Annotated in this window: 22 protein-coding genes; 12 read left to right on the top strand and 10 right to left on the bottom strand. The window is 61.9% G+C overall.

All coding sequences use genetic code 11. The features are described 5' to 3' along the window. The first annotated feature begins 1 nt into the window (after nt 1). On the top strand, nt 2-913 hold the full coding sequence (gene bphC, locus EHW12_RS06775) for a biphenyl-2,3-diol 1,2-dioxygenase (protein ID WP_007726736.1): 912 nt from the start codon (nt 2-4) through the stop codon (nt 911-913). 229 nt (nt 914-1142) lie between these two features. After that, a complete protein-coding gene (locus EHW12_RS06770; RefSeq protein WP_007726735.1) occupies nt 1143-1925 on the top strand; it encodes an IclR family transcriptional regulator in 783 nt (260 codons plus the stop codon). A 1-nt stretch (nt 1926) separates the two neighbouring features. On the opposite strand, the gene EHW12_RS06765 is transcribed toward EHW12_RS06770, so the two are convergent. Next, the gene (locus EHW12_RS06765) at nt 1927-2628 is read right to left on the bottom strand and encodes a PadR family transcriptional regulator (RefSeq protein WP_003944324.1); all 702 of its coding nucleotides are present in this window, start codon (nt 2626-2628) and stop codon (nt 1927-1929) included. Between the two features lie 240 nt (nt 2629-2868). On the opposite strand from EHW12_RS06765, the gene EHW12_RS06760 reads away from it, so the two are divergent. From EHW12_RS06760 to EHW12_RS06750, 3 genes are all read left to right on the top strand, one after another. Next, nucleotides 2869-3369 carry a flavin reductase family protein gene (locus tag EHW12_RS06760; protein WP_007726733.1) on the top strand — a complete coding sequence of 167 codons (501 nt, stop codon included), beginning with the start codon at nt 2869-2871 and terminating at the stop codon, nt 3367-3369. Nucleotides 3370-3481: 112 nt separating this feature from the next. After that, nucleotides 3482-3868 carry a nuclear transport factor 2 family protein gene (locus EHW12_RS06755; protein ID WP_003944423.1) on the top strand — a complete coding sequence of 129 codons (387 nt, stop codon included), beginning with the start codon at nt 3482-3484 and terminating at the stop codon, nt 3866-3868. Next, on the top strand, nt 3868-4113 hold the full coding sequence (locus EHW12_RS06750) for a hypothetical protein (protein WP_007726731.1): 246 nt from the start codon (nt 3868-3870) through the stop codon (nt 4111-4113). The genes EHW12_RS06755 and EHW12_RS06750 overlap by 1 nt, the downstream gene beginning before the upstream one ends. Here EHW12_RS06750 and EHW12_RS06745 read toward each other — a convergent pair. Then, nucleotides 4086-4571: a flavodoxin family protein gene (locus EHW12_RS06745; protein ID WP_003944338.1), complete on the bottom strand. Its 486-nt coding sequence runs from the start codon at nt 4569-4571 to the stop codon at nt 4086-4088. The genes EHW12_RS06750 and EHW12_RS06745 overlap by 28 nt on opposite strands. Nucleotides 4572-4690: 119 nt before the next feature. Between EHW12_RS06745 and EHW12_RS06740 the strand changes: the two genes are divergently transcribed. Together EHW12_RS06740 and EHW12_RS06735 are read left to right on the top strand one after the other, a co-directional pair. After that, nucleotides 4691-5125 carry a nucleotidyltransferase domain-containing protein gene (locus EHW12_RS06740; RefSeq protein WP_037131485.1) on the top strand — a complete coding sequence of 145 codons (435 nt, stop codon included), beginning with the start codon at nt 4691-4693 and terminating at the stop codon, nt 5123-5125. Continuing rightward, nucleotides 5122-5799: an AAA family ATPase gene (locus EHW12_RS06735; protein ID WP_042452206.1), complete on the top strand. Its 678-nt coding sequence runs from the start codon at nt 5122-5124 to the stop codon at nt 5797-5799. Before EHW12_RS06740 ends, EHW12_RS06735 begins: the two co-directional genes overlap by 4 nt. On the opposite strand, the gene EHW12_RS06730 is transcribed toward EHW12_RS06735, so the two are convergent. Next, a complete protein-coding gene (locus EHW12_RS06730) occupies nt 5777-6397 on the bottom strand; it encodes a TetR family transcriptional regulator (protein WP_042452208.1) in 621 nt (206 codons plus the stop codon). The genes EHW12_RS06735 and EHW12_RS06730 overlap by 23 nt on opposite strands. 91 nt (nt 6398-6488) lie before the next feature. Between EHW12_RS06730 and EHW12_RS06725 the strand changes: the two genes are divergently transcribed. Together EHW12_RS06725 and EHW12_RS06720 are read left to right on the top strand one after the other, a co-directional pair. Continuing rightward, nucleotides 6489-7859, top strand: a complete 1371-nt coding sequence (locus EHW12_RS06725; protein WP_080726744.1) for a cytochrome P450 — start codon at nt 6489-6491, stop codon at nt 7857-7859. Nucleotides 7860-7931: 72 nt separating this feature from the next. Beyond that, on the top strand, nt 7932-8174 hold the full coding sequence (locus EHW12_RS06720; protein WP_064114255.1) for a hypothetical protein: 243 nt from the start codon (nt 7932-7934) through the stop codon (nt 8172-8174). 57 nt (nt 8175-8231) lie between these two features. Here the strand turns inward: EHW12_RS06720 and EHW12_RS06715 are convergent, their stop codons facing one another. After that, nucleotides 8232-9503 carry a DICT sensory domain-containing protein gene (locus tag EHW12_RS06715; protein ID WP_125050436.1) on the bottom strand — a complete coding sequence of 424 codons (1272 nt, stop codon included), beginning with the start codon at nt 9501-9503 and terminating at the stop codon, nt 8232-8234. Between the two features lie 236 nt (nt 9504-9739). Beyond that, a complete protein-coding gene (locus EHW12_RS35150; protein ID WP_228401988.1) occupies nt 9740-10051 on the bottom strand; it encodes an STAS domain-containing protein in 312 nt (103 codons plus the stop codon). A gap of 423 nt (nt 10052-10474) precedes the next feature. Here EHW12_RS35150 and EHW12_RS06705 point away from each other — a divergent pair, with 423 nt between their 5' ends. After that, nucleotides 10475-11908, top strand: coding sequence for an FAD-dependent oxidoreductase (locus EHW12_RS06705; protein ID WP_125050435.1), 1434 nt, complete (start codon nt 10475-10477; stop codon nt 11906-11908). A 186-nt stretch (nt 11909-12094) separates the two neighbouring features. Here the strand turns inward: EHW12_RS06705 and EHW12_RS06695 are convergent, their stop codons facing one another. The 4 genes from EHW12_RS06695 to EHW12_RS06680 all read right to left on the bottom strand — a co-directional run bounded on the left by EHW12_RS06695 (nt 12095) and on the right by EHW12_RS06680 (nt 15751). Continuing rightward, entirely contained in the window at nt 12095-12397 is a 303-nt protein-coding gene (locus tag EHW12_RS06695) for a hypothetical protein (RefSeq protein WP_007726715.1), read from the bottom strand. Nucleotides 12398-12496: 99 nt separating this feature from the next. Next, nucleotides 12497-13327: a mycofactocin-coupled SDR family oxidoreductase gene (locus tag EHW12_RS06690; protein ID WP_125050434.1), complete on the bottom strand. Its 831-nt coding sequence runs from the start codon at nt 13325-13327 to the stop codon at nt 12497-12499. Between the two features lie 4 nt (nt 13328-13331). Further along, nucleotides 13332-14129, bottom strand: a complete 798-nt coding sequence (locus EHW12_RS06685; protein WP_007726713.1) for a mycofactocin-coupled SDR family oxidoreductase — start codon at nt 14127-14129, stop codon at nt 13332-13334. Beyond that, on the bottom strand, nt 14126-15751 hold the full coding sequence (locus EHW12_RS06680) for an NAD(P)/FAD-dependent oxidoreductase (protein ID WP_070162101.1): 1626 nt from the start codon (nt 15749-15751) through the stop codon (nt 14126-14128). Before EHW12_RS06680 ends, EHW12_RS06685 begins: the two co-directional genes overlap by 4 nt. Nucleotides 15752-15988: 237 nt before the next feature. Between EHW12_RS06680 and EHW12_RS06675 the strand changes: the two genes are divergently transcribed. Then, nucleotides 15989-16429 carry a hypothetical protein gene (locus EHW12_RS06675; RefSeq protein WP_039972735.1) on the top strand — a complete coding sequence of 147 codons (441 nt, stop codon included), beginning with the start codon at nt 15989-15991 and terminating at the stop codon, nt 16427-16429. Nucleotides 16430-16436: 7 nt separating this feature from the next. Here the strand turns inward: EHW12_RS06675 and EHW12_RS06670 are convergent, their stop codons facing one another. Then, entirely contained in the window at nt 16437-17096 is a 660-nt protein-coding gene (locus EHW12_RS06670; RefSeq protein ID WP_058038556.1) for a response regulator transcription factor, read from the bottom strand. 176 nt (nt 17097-17272) lie between these two features. Between EHW12_RS06670 and EHW12_RS06665 the strand changes: the two genes are divergently transcribed. Next, entirely contained in the window at nt 17273-17734 is a 462-nt protein-coding gene (locus EHW12_RS06665) for a hypothetical protein (RefSeq protein ID WP_007726708.1), read from the top strand. Nucleotides 17735-17806 lie beyond the last annotated feature (72 nt).

Raw genomic sequence — 17806 nt, 5'->3', positions numbered from 1 at the left:
GATGACACGCACTGACATCAAGGGACTTGGCTACGTCAAGATCTCGACCAACGACATGGCACGTTGGCGCACTTTCGCTTTCGACGTTCTCGGCTTCGCCAAGGGCAGTGGGCCGGACGAGAACGCGCTCTACCTACGACTCGACGAGCGTGCTGCTCGCATCGTCGTCGTCGAGGGTGAGCGCGACGAGATCGTCAACATCGGTTGGGAGGTCGCCGACCACGCCGCACTGCGCCGCGTTCAAGAAGCACTCGAGAAGAACGGCACCGAGGTCGAGCAGCTTTCGCTCGCCGAAGCAGATGCTCGACGGGTCGAAGAGGTCATCGCCTTCACCGATCCCGGCGGAGCAGCCATCGAGGTCTTCCACGGAGCGATCCTCGACCACAGCCCCGTGGTGACGCCCTTCGGCGCTCGATTCGTCACCGGCTCACAGGGTCTCGGCCACGTCGTACTCCCCGTCATGGACAGTGCTGCGAGCTTCGACTTCTACACCGAGGTGCTCGGCTTCTACCCGCGCGGCGCCTTCCGCCTGCCGGCCCCGCCTGAATTCGGGCCGCTGCGAATCCGTTTCATGGGCGTCAACGAGCGTCACCACAGCTTGGCCCTGTGCCCGGCACCGCACGGCGGCGCACCCGGCCTGATTCACATCATGGTCGAGGTGGACACCCTCGACGCCGTCGGCCAGGCACTCGACCGCGTGATGAAGGACGGATTCTCCGTGTCGTCGACCCTGGGTCGTCACACCAACGACAAGATGATCTCCTTCTACGTCCGCGCACCCGGCGGCTGGGACATCGAGTTCGGCACCGAGGGCGCGAGGGTGGATCAGGACTCGTACTCCTCCGAGGAGATCACCGCTGACAGCTACTGGGGCCACGACTGGTCCGGAAGCGAACCACTGGCAGCTATGTAGTACCCGCCGGTGGCGATCAATACCTGCCGGTGGCGATCAATACCTGCCGTTAGTTAAACGACGAGGGGGTTTGCGCGAGCATTCGCGCAAACCCCCTCGTCGTTTCCACCGCGACGCGCCCGAAAACAGACCGGTGATCCACTTCACAAATCCGTAACTCTATGACACTATTTCTAATTGAAATAGCCAGTTCACTGGTTGTGGAGCTCTAAGAGAAGTGAGGTACACGATGACACTGCAGGCTGTGGATGCTTTAGGCGCCGATTCGGCCCCGACAGCAATTCTCGATCGCGTCTCGCTGGTTCTCGACGCCTTCGACGGTCCCGGCAGGTTGACGCTCGCTCAAGTCGTTCGGAGCACAGGCCTTCCCCGCTCGTCTGCCCACCGCATGCTCGAACGTCTCGTCTCGATGCGTTGGCTGCGTCGCGACGGCCGTGACTACGAACTCGGTATGCGCCTCGTCGAACTGGGATCGCTCGCGGTTCATCAGGACCGCCTCCACGCTGCAGCCATGCCCCTTCTCCACGAGCTCTACCGAGTCACCGGATTCGTGGTTCACCTCGGCATCCTCGACGGGCCCGATGTGGTCTACATGGAGAAGATCGGCGGACGCCTCGCCGCCGCAGTGCCGACGCGTGTCGGTGGTCGACGCCGCGCCGAGACCACTGCGATCGGTCAGGCACTGCTCGCGTTCGGTTCGCCGAAGTCCTCGGGCTACGCACTGCCCCACCTCGCCAGAATCCGCGAGTCCGGGGTGGCCTTCGAATCCGGAAACGGCCTACCGGGATTCAGCTGTCTTGCGGCACCGATCGGCCCCATCGGCCGCGCCGTCGCCGCGGTATCCATCTGCGCGCCGTCGAAGGCCCTCCGCCTCGACCACGTCAGCGCAGCGCCGGTCCGTATGGCGGCCGCTGCAATTTGGCGAGGCATCGACGGCGGATCGCTGAGCGTCACTCCGACTTTGCAACGTCGTCATCTGCTGCGCAACATGCCGACCGCAGCCGGGGCCTGACTCAGATACTCGAACCGTTGCCGGTGAGCCCGGCTTGCTCGAGCGCCAACACGTACTCCTCGACGTTCTTCCATTTGCCAGGCGTCGAGGGCAACGGTGATCCCAGTCGGTCGTGCTCGGCGACGTTCGCGAACTCGGCGGTCGCACGATCGATGTCGTCGAGCAGTTCGCGAGCAAGTTCGATCTCGGCTCGGAAGTACCGTTCCGACCATCGCAACGTCATGACCGGGAACGACCAGGCCGGCTCGTTCTCGGCATGATCTGCGTGGAGTTTCGCGCGTCGAATCTGCTCTTCGACATTGGCGATGTGGGCTTCCACCAGCGCCTTCAGTCGCTCGGGCTCGTTGAGGTGTCCCATCCACAGACGCAACATCACACCGTGCTTGAGCACCGGAACTTCCACCGGTGCCTCCCGTGACCACGTCCGGACGGCGTCGGTTCCTGACTGAGTAATGGAGTAAAGGCGCTTGCCTCGCACCCCTGGTTCGGAGACGACCCGGGACTCCACGAACCCGATGCTTTCGAGCTTCTTCAGTTCTGCGTACACCTGGCTGATGGACGGGCTCCAATAGAAGAAGCCGACACTCCAGTCAGCCCACTTCTTCAAATCGTTTCCGGTCAGCTCCTCCCCGAACGTCAGCATCCCGAGCACTGCCCAGCTGGTAGCGGGAAGTCCTCGGGACACGTCATCAGGTTCGGACATGCCCGAAGTCTAACAATCACTGGTCATTTGCTGGTTTCGTAGAATCCGAACGGACCGCTGAGCGGGATCAAATTTGCTCGAAACCCCTCCACCTGCCACTCGGTCGGTCCTGACCCGTGCCGAGAAGCCATTGCTGCCATTGAGTGGGACTGCCGCTGGATTACGGCCGCGGCGCCACACATCGTTGCTTCTGAAGCTGTTTGCAGAGTTTTGAACAAAAGATTTGAACAAGGAGACGACATGACCGTGGAAAACGCCGAGCCGCCAGTTCTGGACGGACGCACACTTCGCAACGTGATGAGCAATTTCTGCACCGGCGTCACCGTCATCACCGCTCACGACGGAAATTCACCCCTCGGTTTCACCTGCCAGTCCCTGGTCTCGGTATCGCTTGATCCCCCGTTGCTCTCGTTCTGCCCGGCGAAGACGTCGACAAGTTGGCCGAAGCTTCGCGAAACGGGAACTCTCTGCATCAATGTTCTCGCCCACGATCAGCAGGACATGTGTTCGGCGTTCGCTCGCGGCGGGACGGACAAGTTCCTCGGCGTCGAGTGGGATGCCGCCGGCAACGGTGCTCCGGCGCTGAGCGGCGCGCTCGCCCGCATCGAAGCAACGGTCGAGCAGGAGCACGACGCCGGTGATCACACCATCGTCGTCGCACGCATCACCGATCTGAACGTGCTGCGCCACGACGGTCCGCTTCTGTTCTACCGCGGCGGGTTCGGACGCTTCGACGCCTGAGTGCTCAGGCTGTCCCGCTGCGTGGGAGATGCCGGCGCCGAATCGAGCCCGCACCGATAGCGTCCGAAGTAGTTGTCAGACCCTGAACTTCTCGACTGATCGGACTAACTCGATGACCACTCTCGAACCAGACACCACGGCCGCGATCACGGCGACGGTTACCACCTACCTCGACGCCGTGGCTCGCGGATCGTCAGCGGACATCGCCGCCCTCTACGCCGAGAACGCGACGCTCGAAGACCCGGTCGGCAGCGAACCCCGCGTCGGCAAGGCCGCGATCACCGAGTTCTACGGCGCTCTCGAGGGCGGTTCGCAAGAGACGGAACTGCTTACCTTGCGGGTGAGCGGATCCAGCGCGGCCTTCCACTTCCGCGTCGTCACACCGGTGGGCGATCAGGTCTACGAGGTCGAACCGATCGACGTCATGACTTTCGACGAGGACGCCAAGATCACGAGCATGCGCGCCTTCTGGTCACCGGCCGATCTGATTGCACGCTGATGCGTCAGGTCAGTTGCCGCAACTGCGGAAACCGTGTCCTCGTCGAGAAGTACAGCGAAGCGCACACCAGCGTCCAATGGCTCGAAGAGTCGCAGGAAGTGTGCCCGGAGTTGGGTCGCGCGAACAGCCGTGCCAACGCTCAGCGGACGTGTGGCGCTCTGCGCCAGACGATCAACGACCTTGCCGACGCCGGTGAGCTGGAGATGAGCCTGCGCAGCTACCCGGTGCCGGGCAAGCTGTCCTGAACGCTTCCGCGTAGCATTTCGGCGAACATGCGCGCCGATTCCAGGTCGTCGGCGTTCGGCCGCCCCTTCCGGATACCGCCGAAAGGCTTGAACGGGAGATAGGTATCCCACGCACGGGACGAGAAGGCTGCGACCACATCGAAGCCCTTCTGTTCGAGCAACTGAACCAGTGGACGCGAGAAGCGATGAATCCCCTTGTCAGGAAAACCACTGGTGGCGAAGACAAAAGCCTTGGATCGCCGTTCTTCGGGGAGTGCCTCGACGAACGAGCGTAAATCTGCGTGGTACGAGCGTAGGTAGATGCCGGAGCCGAACCCCACCAGGTCGTAGTCGGCGAGCTGCGCGGCGTCGATGTCACCGGGCTCGACCACGCGAGCATCGAGAACTTCTCCGATGACGTCGGCGATCAGCTTCGTATTGCCATGGGAGACAGAGGTACACACGATGATTGCTTTCATCGGCTGAGTTCTCTCATTTTGGACATACGCATCCCTCCGCCTGGTTTGTCACTGACAGTTCCAGGATAGAGGCCCCGGCGAAGCTACGGAGAAGGGTGGCGATGGGGAATGATGCCGGTATGTCAGCAAGGTTGAAGGGACGAAGACGTGCGGTGAACGCGCTGCTCGTCGACGTCGAACGATGGGCCGCTGAGCACGATGACGTCAAAGCTGTAGCGCTGGTCGGGTCCTACGCGCGCGGCGCGGAGCGTATGGCGAGTGATCTTGATCTGATGATCCTGGCCGACGACGCGAACGCGCTCGCAAATGAAGACTGGTTCGACCGGCTCCGCCCCGACGCGCGATTCATCAGAGCCGCCAACTGGGGACCAGTCCGAGAACGACGCTTCCGCCTACGGTCCGGTCTTCTCGTCGAACTGAATTTCGCGAGCGAGAGCTGGGCCGACCTTCCGCTCGACGCGGGCACTCGACGCGTCCTCGAAGACGGCCACCGAATCCTGTACGACACCGGGCCTCTTCGCGTCGCTACGAGCGCGGGAAGAACTGCTCGATGAGCACCAAGACGGTCTTCGAGACCTTGGCCGCCGAAATAAACGCGCTGCGCGGCTCTCCCGTCGTCGCGATCGACGGCGTCGACGGGAGCGGCAAGACGACATTCACGAAAAGTCTTGCAGCACAGCTGAATGAACGCCCCGCCATTGTGATTCACGTCGACGACTTCCTCAATCCGCCGGAGATTCGCCATCGCAGAGGTCGGCTGTCACCGGAAGGCTTCTGGCTCGACAGCTACGACTACGACGCCCTCGAGCGTCATGTTCTCGCCCCTCTGAGGCCGGGAGGTAACCGCGAGTACCGACCACGACGGGACAGCGACGCGTACTTGCATGCAGCCGACGGAGCCGTAGTCCTCGTCGAGGGACTCTTTCTGCATCGGGACGAATTTGCTTCCCGATGGGACTATTCGATCTTTCTCGACGTGCCCTTCGAGATCACCGCCGAGCGAATGAACCTTCGCGACGGAACGAACGCGGATCCGGAACACCCGTCGATGAACCGTTATGTCGGCGGCCAACGTCTGTACTTCGCGGCTGCAGAGCCCTGGACCCGCGCGGACAGTGTCATCGACAATTCAGACCCGAAACTGCCTCGAATCACGACACATGCCGCCCACTGGAGTTGGCAGTCCGCATCGCCGGCCCCGCGTTTCATCGGTGCGCTGTGGATGTGAATTGGAAGGTTGCGGCATCCACGATCTCAGCGGGCGTGATGTCGATTTCGCCGTTGAGCCAGGCCGTCACCAATTCGGCCAGGCCGCCCACGAACAGTAATCCGTTGATCTCACCCTGATGGGGAGGCCAAGCTCGATCGCCGTACAAGAGCGCAGCCTCGTCGGCCACCATCTGCGCGAACCCACGCAGCGCTCCCCGCCGGTGAGTGCGCAGCGGCTCGTAAGCCACCGACTCGACCATCGCGACACGCCCTTTTCGAGGATCGTCCGTCAGGATGTTGACGAACGAAGCAATGGCGCTCCGCACGCGCTCCTCCCGTGTCCCCTCGGTCGTTCGGAGTGCAGCCATTCCGGCCACGCGCACCTCGTCGACGATTCCGTCGAAAACCTGCTGGAGGAGTTCGTCCCTGCTGGTGAAACTCTCGTAGAAATATCGCTCTGTCAGCTTGGCATGCGCACAGATGGCGGTCATGGTGGCACCCTGCCTGCCCGCGGCCGCAAACACGTCCAGTCCTGCTGCGAGCAAGCTTTCACGCCGAAGCGCGGCCCGCTGCTCACCACTCAGACCGGCATATCGACGGGGCGTGGGAGAAGCCATGAGTCGATCTTGACAGACGACGCGACTGTGACGCAGACTACCCCCATCTGACAGGCGCCACTGTCAGATGCAAACGGAAGGCAGGTACGTGATGTCGAAAATCCTGGCCGCTCCACCCATCCGGTCGCAGTTGCGTCCCATCTCAGGCAATTCGGGACTACCCGGAATAGGGCAAACTTTCGAATACATCCGCGACCCTCTCGCTCTGATGCAAAAACGCTGGGATCGTTACGGCGAGGTCTCGTGGTTCTCGATGGCCGGTAGACGGTGGGTCGCAGCCCTCGGGCCCGACGCATGCCAAGAAGTTCTCCAGAACAAAGACCGCGCTTTTGTCAACAGCGACGGTTGGTCAGTGCTCATCGGCCCCTTCTTTCACGGGGGTCTGATGCTTCTCGACTCCGAAGAGCACCTACGACAACGACGCATCATGCAACAAGCCTTCACGAGATCGCGTCTCGAAAAGACCGTGGACGTGCTGAATCCCGCGATCGCCTCCGCGCTCGACGCCTGGACTCCGTCCGATGGGTTCCGCGCCTACACCGCCCTCAAAGCTCTCACACTCAACCTGGCGACCGACATCTTCATGGGCGGCGCGGAAGGGACCACTGAAAGCGAAATCGACTCTGTGAAAAAAGCTTTCGTCGATTGCGTGCAAGCTGCAACCTCGGTGATCCGTTATCGAGTTCCCGGCACCAGATGGAAGCGCGGCCTCGACGGGCGCCGAACCCTCGAAAACTTCTTCCGCCGCTACCTACCTGCGCGCCGTTCACGCGAAACCGACGACCTGTTTTCCGTTCTCTGTCACATCGAATCAGACACCGGACAGCGCTTCAGCGACGGCGAGGTGATCGATCACATGATCTTCCTGCTGATGGCCGCACATGACACCTCCACCATCACCATCTCGACAATGATGCAATATCTCGGCCAGAATCCGCAGTGGCAGAACAGATGTCGGGCGGAATCACTCGCACTGAGTACGTCGACGCCGAGCTATGCCGAACTCGACCAACTCGCCGGCTTGGACCTGGTGATGAAAGAATGCCTCCGACTCGTCGCTCCCGTGCCGGTCATGGCTCGCCGAGCGGTGTGTGACACCCAGATACAGGACCACTTCGTACCCGCTGGGACCTACGTGTCAGTGGTGCCACATTTCACTCACCACATGCCGCAGTACTGGCCCGACCCCGAACATTTCGATCCCGAACGTTTCGCGGACCACCGACGTGAAGACAAGGTGCACCGGTATGCCTGGGAACCGTTCGGTGGAGGCGTGCACAAATGCCTCGGCATGCACTTCGCCGGCGTCGAAATCAAAGCGATCATGCACCACCTGCTCACACGCTTCGATTGGCAGGTCGCGCCCGGCTACACCGCCCCTCTCAACTACATGTCCTTGCCGTTCCCCTCCGACGGACAGCCGATCGATCTGAAACCACTCACGACTTCTCATGACCGGTAGCGACCGAACCGACGTCAGGATCAACTCGCACATGACTACCGGCACAGACGCTTTCGAAATCCAGAGGAAAACATGAGCACTCGGCCTGCCCGAAACCGGCATGCACGCGCTGCTCCGAAACCAGAGGTCGTCGCAGCGGCGGAGTTCCTACTCGCAGAATCCGACGCCCATGTCTTCCGTCGCCGCTATCTCGAACTGCTCACCCACACCACAGCACCGGATGGCGCAACCGTCACGGACTACACGGTCGCCGAAAGGTATCTACTCAACTCTGCAGCAAAGAGACGTGCTGCGCGGCGCCCGGCCAATCCTTAGCCACGATCGCCGGTCGGGCAGCGCTCGCGGCGAACGTCGAGAACCTCGGCACCGGTTTCACGAATTCGTCGTGGGGTAACGACGAAGAATAGAGTGCGCTGCCTGGGTGACGGCGGTGCGATCGTAGGTTTGCACGAAGTCGAAGGTCCGCTCGAGATCTGGACCGTTGTCATGAAGATCTCGCGCCGACAGCATCGCCGCATGGTGCGGTCCCAGAGTGACGACCGTCCACTCGTTGACGAGATCATCACCCGGGTCGAGCGGCGCGTGTTGAACTTTACCGTCGAGCATCACGGACAGTCCGACACCGTAGACACCGGCAAACCCTACGGTGTCGGCGAGGTGACGCCACCGTGCTGTTGTGGATGCGGTGAAATGCTCGGCTTGTTGAAAGGTGCCCAGAACAAGCATCGAGGAACCCGATGTGGCGGCTTGCGCTTCGAGGGACTTGCTCAGTTGGATCAACAGACGCTTGGTACCGCGCCGGATCCGGCTGTGAGCAGACACGATCGAGTAGGGAGTGCCCACCTCGGGGATGGGATCACTCCACACCGGACTGTCGGGCATCGCGACGACCGGTTCGGACAACAGTGAACTCGGATCGTCGACTGCGGGATACAACTCACCCGTTCCGTATGTGGCTCCGATGGTGATTGCGGCAAGACGGGACGATTCCGAGTCGACACCCTCGGCAAGGATAATCGCGTTCGATCGCTCGACGTAGGCGCCGAGCGCGTGCACCGTCGTTCCCACTTCGAAATATGCTGCCTTGGAAAGCAATTCAGCGGAAGTGATAATGATGTCGGGTTCGACCAAAGACAGAAGTGTCGCCGAGTGCCTGTCGATGCCGACGCCGTCGAGTGCAATCAGACGCCCGCCCGCGCGGGCTTCTCTGATCACTGCCAGAGAGTTGTGGGGATCGGTAAGCACCGATGCGCTGTCAACCGTGATGACGATCCGTTGCAGATTTCTCGTCACTCCTTCGATACCAGGAGCGTTCAGAGCTGCTCGGGAAGCCGAGTCGACTGCCACCAGCAACGGCAGGCGATCCGCGACGGTGCATGCGAGTGCAGTACGGGACATGGCCAGTTTGTGACTGTCGAATTCCGAGCGTTGCTGCATCAATTGCGAGGCGCGACGGAGGGCATGCGCCGAACACAGAGAGGAATTGTCAGGCCCACGCAATTGCAACTCGGCGCCTGCAAGTGCGTGGTCGTCGAGGCGGCGTATCGGTGCGAACTGCATGCTTACTTCCAGACCAATCACATCGGAGAACTGGGTGATCGGAGAATTCGACGATGTCGAACCGTTGCTGGTGTCATACGCCATGGTGTGGCTCTTCACTACGAGTCGGGACCACCAAGCGTTCATGCGGCCGGACGCGTCGATGGCAGCGCCGGCTGCTCGACACCGAACGAGACTACCGCAAATCTCGGCGCAACCCGGTGACGACAACCTGATCCCGCGCCGCAAAGTGCACATCGACACGCAGATCAGACCAGATACCAAGTCAACGCGTATCGAGCACTGCTCACTTCACATCGTTCGTGGGAGTTGTTTCCGGCTCAAGCACCGAGAGCATCAGCGGTCGACGTGGCAACGCCCGCAATGAGTTCGGAGGCGCCGAGAGCCTGAAAGATCATGGAGACCGCTCGCGTCGGGGCAAACAAGCGAATGCGGTTGTTGCCACGCCCCGCAGCATCGACAACGGCATTCGCCACTCCGGACGACATGAAGGTCACGCCGGAGAGATCGACGTGAATATCGGTTCCGACCAGGAGAAGTCGGTCGAGCGCGTGCACCAATTCCACCCGCTGACCCATGTCCAATTCTCCGGCCAGTCTCAGTACCGCATACGAAGGGGTGTAGCTTTCCACGTCGATACTGTACCGATGCCCTTCTCGGCCGGCGCTGTCAAAGAGATCGAGAACATTTGCAGCTGAAGAACGTTCGTTGATCGTAGTCATGAAAGCCTCTTGTCTGGACTCGGCGTGCCCCACCGCCCGAATCAGCGATGAATCACTGTGCGTCGGATAACCAACCGTGTCGGTCACTGCGTTCCAGACGAACTCTGCCACCGGCAGGTTTCGCCGACACAACCACATCTATAACGCTAGGGTCTCGAAAACGTCACAGCGCGATATCGCACTTTTGGCGCCACCCCCGACGCACTGAACCGCTACCTCGCCTGGCCCCCGACGTGCCTGCGGGGCGACGTCTCTGCGGCGTCGACCACTGGCTTTCTCGCTCATCGGGAAGGTGGGTTCGCCGCACCACCATTCCGCAATACCTTCTGTGACATGGATAACATTGTCGACGTACTCGTCATCGGATCGGGCGCTGCCGGATCGGCCGCAGCGCTCCAAGCGCACGCCAACGGCGCATCGGTCGTGATTCTGGAAAAGAGCGGACCTGATTCCGCGGGCGGCAACACTCGACTGTCCGGCAGTGGATGGTTCGTCAACCAGGACCCCGCTGCCGCCCGAACCTTCCTGCGTTCGTTGAACGGGGAGTTCCCCGTTGCCGAGGACGTCATCGATGCCTGGGCCGAGAACACTCACGGACTGTCCGACTGGATCCGCAGTCTGGGTGCAACTGTAGCGATGACCGGCGATTTCCATTCCGCGGCAGAGTTCGCCGAACTTGACGGAAGTTCTTGTTACGCAGGGATGGACACCGTCGAAGGGAAGATGGGCAATGAACTTCTCTACCGGTTCCTCGTCTCCGCTCTCGCTGAACGCGGCGTCACAACACTATTCGACACCGAAGCCACCGGACTGCTGACGGATGAATCCGGAGCGGTGACCGGAGTCGAGATCCGTTCGGGTGAAAAGACTTCGCAGATCCAGGCACGCCGGGGCGTCATCCTTGCCACCGGAGGATTCGAAGCAAATCCGACGATGGTGCGCGACTACTTGCGTCTGGAGAATCCGAAGATCTGGGGCTCACCATCGGCAACCGGCGACGGTCACCGCATGGCACAGGCCGTGGGCGCCGATCTGTGGCACATGAACAACATGATGACCATTACGGGAATTCCCGGCGACCTCGAAAATCCGACTGGATTCTTCCTCGCACTGTGGAACGCGCACAACTATGTGTTCCTCAGCCGGGAAGGTAGACGCTTCACCGACGAGTCAGCCGAAATGCGGCATGGTCATGTGTTCAGAGAGGGTTCTTACCAACACTTTCCGGTGCAACCGATGAACGTCGTCTTCGACGAGACGATGAGGTTGGCCGGACAGCTGAGCCCCGGCCGCGACGCACTGCCCGTCGGCCACAGGGTTCTCGACGAAGGGTACGAGTGGAGCTCGGACAATCAAGCCGAGATCGACAAGGGATGGATCCTAAAGGCGGACACGCTCGCCGAACTCGCCGAGAAACTCGGACTGGACCCAACAGTCGTGGAAACGAGCGTGCGACGCTACAACGAGGCGTGCGCGGACGGCATCGACCATTCGTTCGGCCGCAATCCCGAAACTTTGGCCCCGGTGGCTACCGCTCCGTTCTACGCCGTCTCCGGGTCGCCACTGCTGGGATGGAGTAGCGGTGGGCCGCGCCGCGACGGTCATTCCCGCGTACTCGATACTGCCCGCAATCCGATTCCTGGCCTCTACGCCGCGGGCGCGGTCAGTTCCACCTACAGCGCGGCGAAGGACGGCGGATTCCACATTGCCGACGCCTTCGCATTCGGCCGTGTCGCCGGGGCCCATGCCGCCGCGCGTAAAGCTTGATATCGCCGGCCTTTCGACTGACTAGCCACGCACGATTACGTGGCTGGTCAGTTGTGGTCGATCGTCACGCAGATGAATCCTCTGCGCCGGATGAAACCGGGATTCGTACCGGGACGCTATCGTGGCAGCGTACGACATGCTCGCCGAGAGAATCCGAATCATCCGCGCCGAAGGTCTTCTGCCGATTCACACCCGAGCAGCCTTGACCTCGTCGAAGAACGCGATGACGGCTGCCTCGTTCTCCGGCGGAACAGTCAGCGATGCCCGTGGACCCGCTACCGCGATCGAGTCGTCGGCGAGCCTGTTCCCGATGGTGAGTTTCAGTCCCGACTTCGACGGTTTCGCCTTCACCGCAATGTGTTCGACATGCCAACGAGCCACTTCGCTCGTGCTCGCGGCGGTGCGGTCGAAGACCTCCACCGTGCGGTGGTCGAGGACCATCACGATGTTGGTCCCGACGGTGACTTCCAGATAGCGCCGTTCCGCCACGGTGTACGCCTTTCGGTTAGGTGAAACCGACGCTACACACCGTGGCGGAACTCAGCGTGTCAAAACCTCAGCTGTTCAAGATTTCAGCTGTTCGAAACCTCAGCGGGACGAACTTCCTGCATCCACCGGCAGGGCGACCGACGTGATGTAGCGAGCCTCGTCGGAAGACAGGAACAGAGCAGCGTTCGCTACGTCCACCGGTTCGATCCACGGAATGGCGAGCATGTTCATCGTCATCGCTGCGGCAGCAAATTCTTCGCGCGTCGGGTCCTCGAGATCGGGGCGGAACTTGCCGCGCACCAACGGGTTCTGAATCATGAGGGTGTCGACGTTGGTGGGATGGACCGTATTGACGCGTACGTTGTGCGGAGCCAGTTCCTTTGCCAGCGAACGCATCAGACCAACGACTCCATGCTTGGCTGCGGTGTAGTGCGCGACTCCGACCAGCCCCCGAAGTCCGGCGATGGAGCTTGTGAGTGTCATCGATCCCCCGCCCCGCGCGATCAAGTGCGGAGCCGCGACGGTCGTGGTGTGCCACACGCCGGTCAGATTGACGTCCAGCATGGTCTGCCACATCGTTTCCGACATGGTCAGGGCCCCGTCGGAGGACGTGATACCAGCTGTAGCGCAGACGATGTCGAGACCACCGAGCGTTCCGACGGCCGAGTCCACGGCACTGCGTAGTGCCTCGAGATCCCGAACGTCCACTACCGCAGATTCGGCCTTTCGCCCCAGCGCCCGGATCTGCGCCACTGTCTCATCGAGATCGGCCTCCGTCGCGGGCGGCGTGACTGTGGTTTCCACCGAGGTGCACACGTCGACCGCGATGATGTCCGCGCCCTCTTCGGCAAAACGCACGGCCTGAGCCCGCCCGATTCCTCGTGCCGCACCCGTGATCAGCGCGATCTTGCCTTCCAATCGAGAAGTCATCAATTCACACTTTCTGGGTCAGGCCGGCGTCGACAACCAACTGACAGCCGGTCATGTAGCGGGACTCCGCGGATGCGAGGAACAGGACCGCATTACTGACGTCCACCGGATCGACCCAGGGAACGGGCAGCAAGTTGCGAGCGCTGAGCACTGCAGCAGCGTCTGCTTCGGTGGGATTCTCGATGTCCGGGCACAGGTTCGCGAACACTCGCTCGTTGATGATCATCGGGGTACGTACCGAACCCGGATGCACGGAGTTGACGCGGATACTCTGCGCCCCCAACTCGTTGGCCAGCGTTCTGGCCAGGCCCACCACGGCATGCTTGGCTGCGCTGTAATGACTTGCTCCGGCAATACCTTTGATTCCCGCTGTCGAGCTGACCAGAACGACGGATCCACCGTCGCCGAAGTGCGGAACGCAGGCCTTGACGGTGTGCCACGCCCCGGTCAGATTGACGTCCAGCGAGCGGTTCCACACTGCAGGATCGATGGTCCACGACGGTCCCGGCGTGTCGTACACACCTGCATTCGCGACCACGACGTCCAACCCGCCGAGTTCGGTAACGCACTCGGCCACGACGGCGGCCAGACCGTCGAAGTCCCGAATATCCGCCACACCGGTCACCGCGATACCGCCTCGATCACGCACTGCCTGAGCGGTTTCCGCCAACCCCGATTGTGCCTGTTCGACATCCAACGCGATCACGGACGCGCCTTCCTCGGCGAGCCGCTCACAGTGTGAGCGTCCCATTCCTCCGGCAGCACCCGTCACGAGTACCCGCTTGCCCTCCAGCCGGCTCATGCGTGCACCGTGCTGTTCAGTTCGAAGCCTCGGTATCCCGCTGCTGCCACGTCTGCACAGATGTCGGAGTAGACACCGAAGCCTCCGATGAAGGGCATGAATATCCTCGGCTTTCCCGGGATGTTGGCTCCCATGTACCAGGAGTTCGCGGATGGGAACAATGTTGCCGACGCCCGGCGTGAGCACTCCTCGAGCCAGTTGTCCACGGCTTCGGCACTCGGCTCGATGGTGTCGATGCCCGCCGAATCGAGGTGGTTGATCGCGTCGGCGATCCAGTCGACGTGCTGTTCGGCAGCAAGAATCATGTTGGACAGCACACTCGGGCTGCCCGGCCCGGTGACGATGAACAGGTTCGGGAAGCCGTGAACTCCCAAACCAAGATAGGTTCTCGGACCCGCATGCCAGTTCTCTCGCAAGGTCTCGCCGTTGCGGCCACGGATCTCGATGCGATCGAGTGCCCCGGTCATCGCATCGAAGCCGGTGGCGAACACCAATGCGTCGAGTTCGTAGTGCGAGTCGGTCGTCTTGATCCCGGCCTCGTCGATTGCCTCGATCGGTGCGCTCTTGAGATCGACCAGGCTCACGTTGTCACGGTTGTAGCTCTGGTAGTAGTCGGTGTCCGTCACGATCCGCTTGGTCCCGATGGGGTGGTCGTTCGGGATCAGCAGGTCGGCGATGGCCTGATCTTCGACCACCGATCTGATCTTGGCCTCGGCAAATGCGGCCGCCGTCGCGTTGGCGTCGATGTTGCTGGTCTGGTCGGCGAAGGTTTTGGCGAACAGGACACCGCCGAGCTTCCACCGCTCTTCGTAGGCCGCGTTTCTCTCGGCCTCGGATACCTCGAGCGCACTGCGAGGGTCCGAAACGAACGGAGATCCACCGCCACTGCGCTTGGACAGCGCTCGACGCTCGGCGTAGTCGGCCTTGATCTCTGCGCGTCGTTTGTCATCGAGAGGCGTGTTTCCCGCCGGCACACTGTAATTCGCGGACCGCTGGAACACGAAGAGGTGATCGGCCTGCTCGGCGATCAACGGAACGGACTGGATGCCCGACGATCCGGTGCCGATCACTCCCACTCGCTTGCCGGTGAAATCGACGCCCTCGTGCGGCCAGAAGCCGGTGTGGAAGACCTCACCGCCGAAAGTCTCGCGACCTGCAATGTTCGGAACGTTCGCGGTCGAGAGGCTGCCCGTGGCGCACACCACGAACCGCGAGGTGACGTCATGACCACCGTCGGTGTGCACTCGCCACGTCGACGAGTCCTCGTCGAACTGTGCGCTCAGGACACGGGTATCGAAAGTGAACCCACTGCGTAGGTCGAAGCGATCGGCGACGTGATCGAGGTAGGACAGGATCTCCGGTTGCGCGGCGTACTTCTCGCTCCAGTCCCAATCCTGTTGCAACTCTTCGGAGAACGAGTAGGAGTAGTCGAAACTCTCGACATCGCAGCGTGCGCCCGGGTAGCGGTTGAAGTACCACGTGCCGCCCACTCCGGAGCCCGCCTCGAAGCCGTGGACACGCAGCCCCTGCTCGCGAAGTCGGTGCATGGCGTACATGCCGGCGACGCCGGCGCCGATGACTACGACGTCGAGTGGTGCGGTGGAGAAGTCAGGATCGGTCATGGTGGCCACGCTACGAGTGGGTTGAATGGTAGAGGAACAGGTTCTCCCGCTGGGTGGGCGAAGCCTCCACCCCATGACACTGGGTGGGCGGAGAGCGCTGTGTCCACCGATCGGGGGACAGCGATGTCGTCCAGCACTCGGACCCGTAGGTGGACAGACCCGAAGGGATTTCGGGGCCATAGTTGTCTCATCACAGAAACACACGGTCACCGAGACCGACAAATCGAGGAGAACATGATGAGCACCAACACAATTCGACCTGAAGCACTTTCCTTCTCCGGCCTCAGCATGGCAGCTCTGGTTGCCCGCTCCGCCGGTGCGAACACGGTGAAGTCGATGACCGACACATCCGTCACGACGGCGATGATCAGCAATTCGGGTCGAGGGGCCCTGTATCTGGTCCACGCGTCCAATCCGAACGGCGACTGGGTCGTCCCGCCGGCGGACTACATCCTCCCCAACATGAACGTGAACGTTGTGGCCACGAGCAAGAACCAGAACGACTTCCCCATCGTGCTCACGTACCGCTCCGACGACGGTGGAGTGTTTGTCTTCAGTGCCACCAACTCGAAGACCAGGGCGGATGCCGGCGGTACGTACGCCCCCGACAGCCACGACGTCACGGTGACGATGACCTCGGGTTACCCGGCCATGAACGTCACGTACGTGCTTCGGTGACGCTTGCTCACTCCAACAATCCCTGCCGCATTGCAGCGGCGACGGCGGCGCCTCGATCGTTGACTCCGAGTTTCTCGTAGAGGCGCTGCACGTGGGTTTTGACGGTGGAGGGCGCAAGAAAGAGTTGTGAGGCAATGGCCGGGATGCTGGCGCCCTGCGCGATCAATCCGAGAACCTCACGTTCGCGCGCGCTGAGCGTCGGACCGGACGGTTCACTACGACGCCGAACCTCTCCTACCAATCCGGCGGCGATACTGGGCGGCAACACATCTCGTCCCGCAGCACAGTCGAGCACGGCACTCACGATCTCGGCGCGAGTGGATTCCTTCGGCAGGAATCCGGCAGCACCGGCTTGCAGGGCCTGGTACACGACAGACGATTCGTCGTGAGCGCTGAGCAGAAGCACACGCGTCGGAAGCTCGTCTCGAACGACTGCGGCGGCGACCTGAGTTCCATCCAGGTGCGGCATCCGGAAGTCGAGCAGCGCGACCTGCGGGCGTAGTTCGCGGATCATTGCGAGCGCTGCTGCGCCGTCGTCGGCCTCGCCCAGGACGTCGATGCCGTCACTGCCGGTCAGAGCCCGAACCACGCCCTCACGGAACAGTGGGTGATCGTCGCCGACCACCACGGAAACCTTGCCGGCCAGCGGCTTCGTGCCTTCGCGCATTGCTCACTTTCTCACGCCCGTACCAGCAATGCGAGCACTTACGCCTCCCCCGATCGGGGGACAAGAGATTCAACCCCGCCACGGCCCCGTCGGCGGACATACTGCAGCACTCATTCGCGACAAGATTGATTCATCGCCGAGAACGGCAACCACACACCATCCCAGGAGCAGACATCATGCGTACCAACACCACTCGCTTCGTAGCAGTCACCGCAATCGCCCTCGCTGTCGGCGGAACCGCACTGGGAACCGCAGCGATCGCCAACGCCGGCACCATGCCCACCGACGGCCCGACGGTTGCCATGACCATCACCAACAACACCGACAACCCGATGCTGCTGGACAGCGCGTCCAACCCCTACGGACAGTGGATCAACGGCCCCCGCTCCTACCTGGCCCCGCACACCACCGAGATCGTCACCGCCTACAGCAGCGATCCCCGCGGTATCGGTGTCGACGTCACCTACAACGTCGCCGACGGCGTCCAGACGGTCATGGCTGCCAACAACTACGTCGGCAACCCCACCCTCGACGGGACTCGCATCATCGGCGACCCGACGCACGTCATCCTCACCGACTACATGGCCACCGGCTACCCCACGATGAACGCCTCCTACGACGTCTTCACGCAGAACTGAACCAAGCGTTGATGCAACCACGAACTTGATCCGCTACGGCCCACGACCCGGTATCCGCATGGATGTCGGGAC

Source organism: Rhodococcus sp. NJ-530 (assembly GCF_003860625.1).
Lineage (GTDB): Bacteria > Actinomycetota > Actinomycetes > Mycobacteriales > Mycobacteriaceae > Rhodococcus_F > Rhodococcus_F qingshengii.
This window is presented reverse-complemented; position numbering and strand designations above follow the sequence as displayed.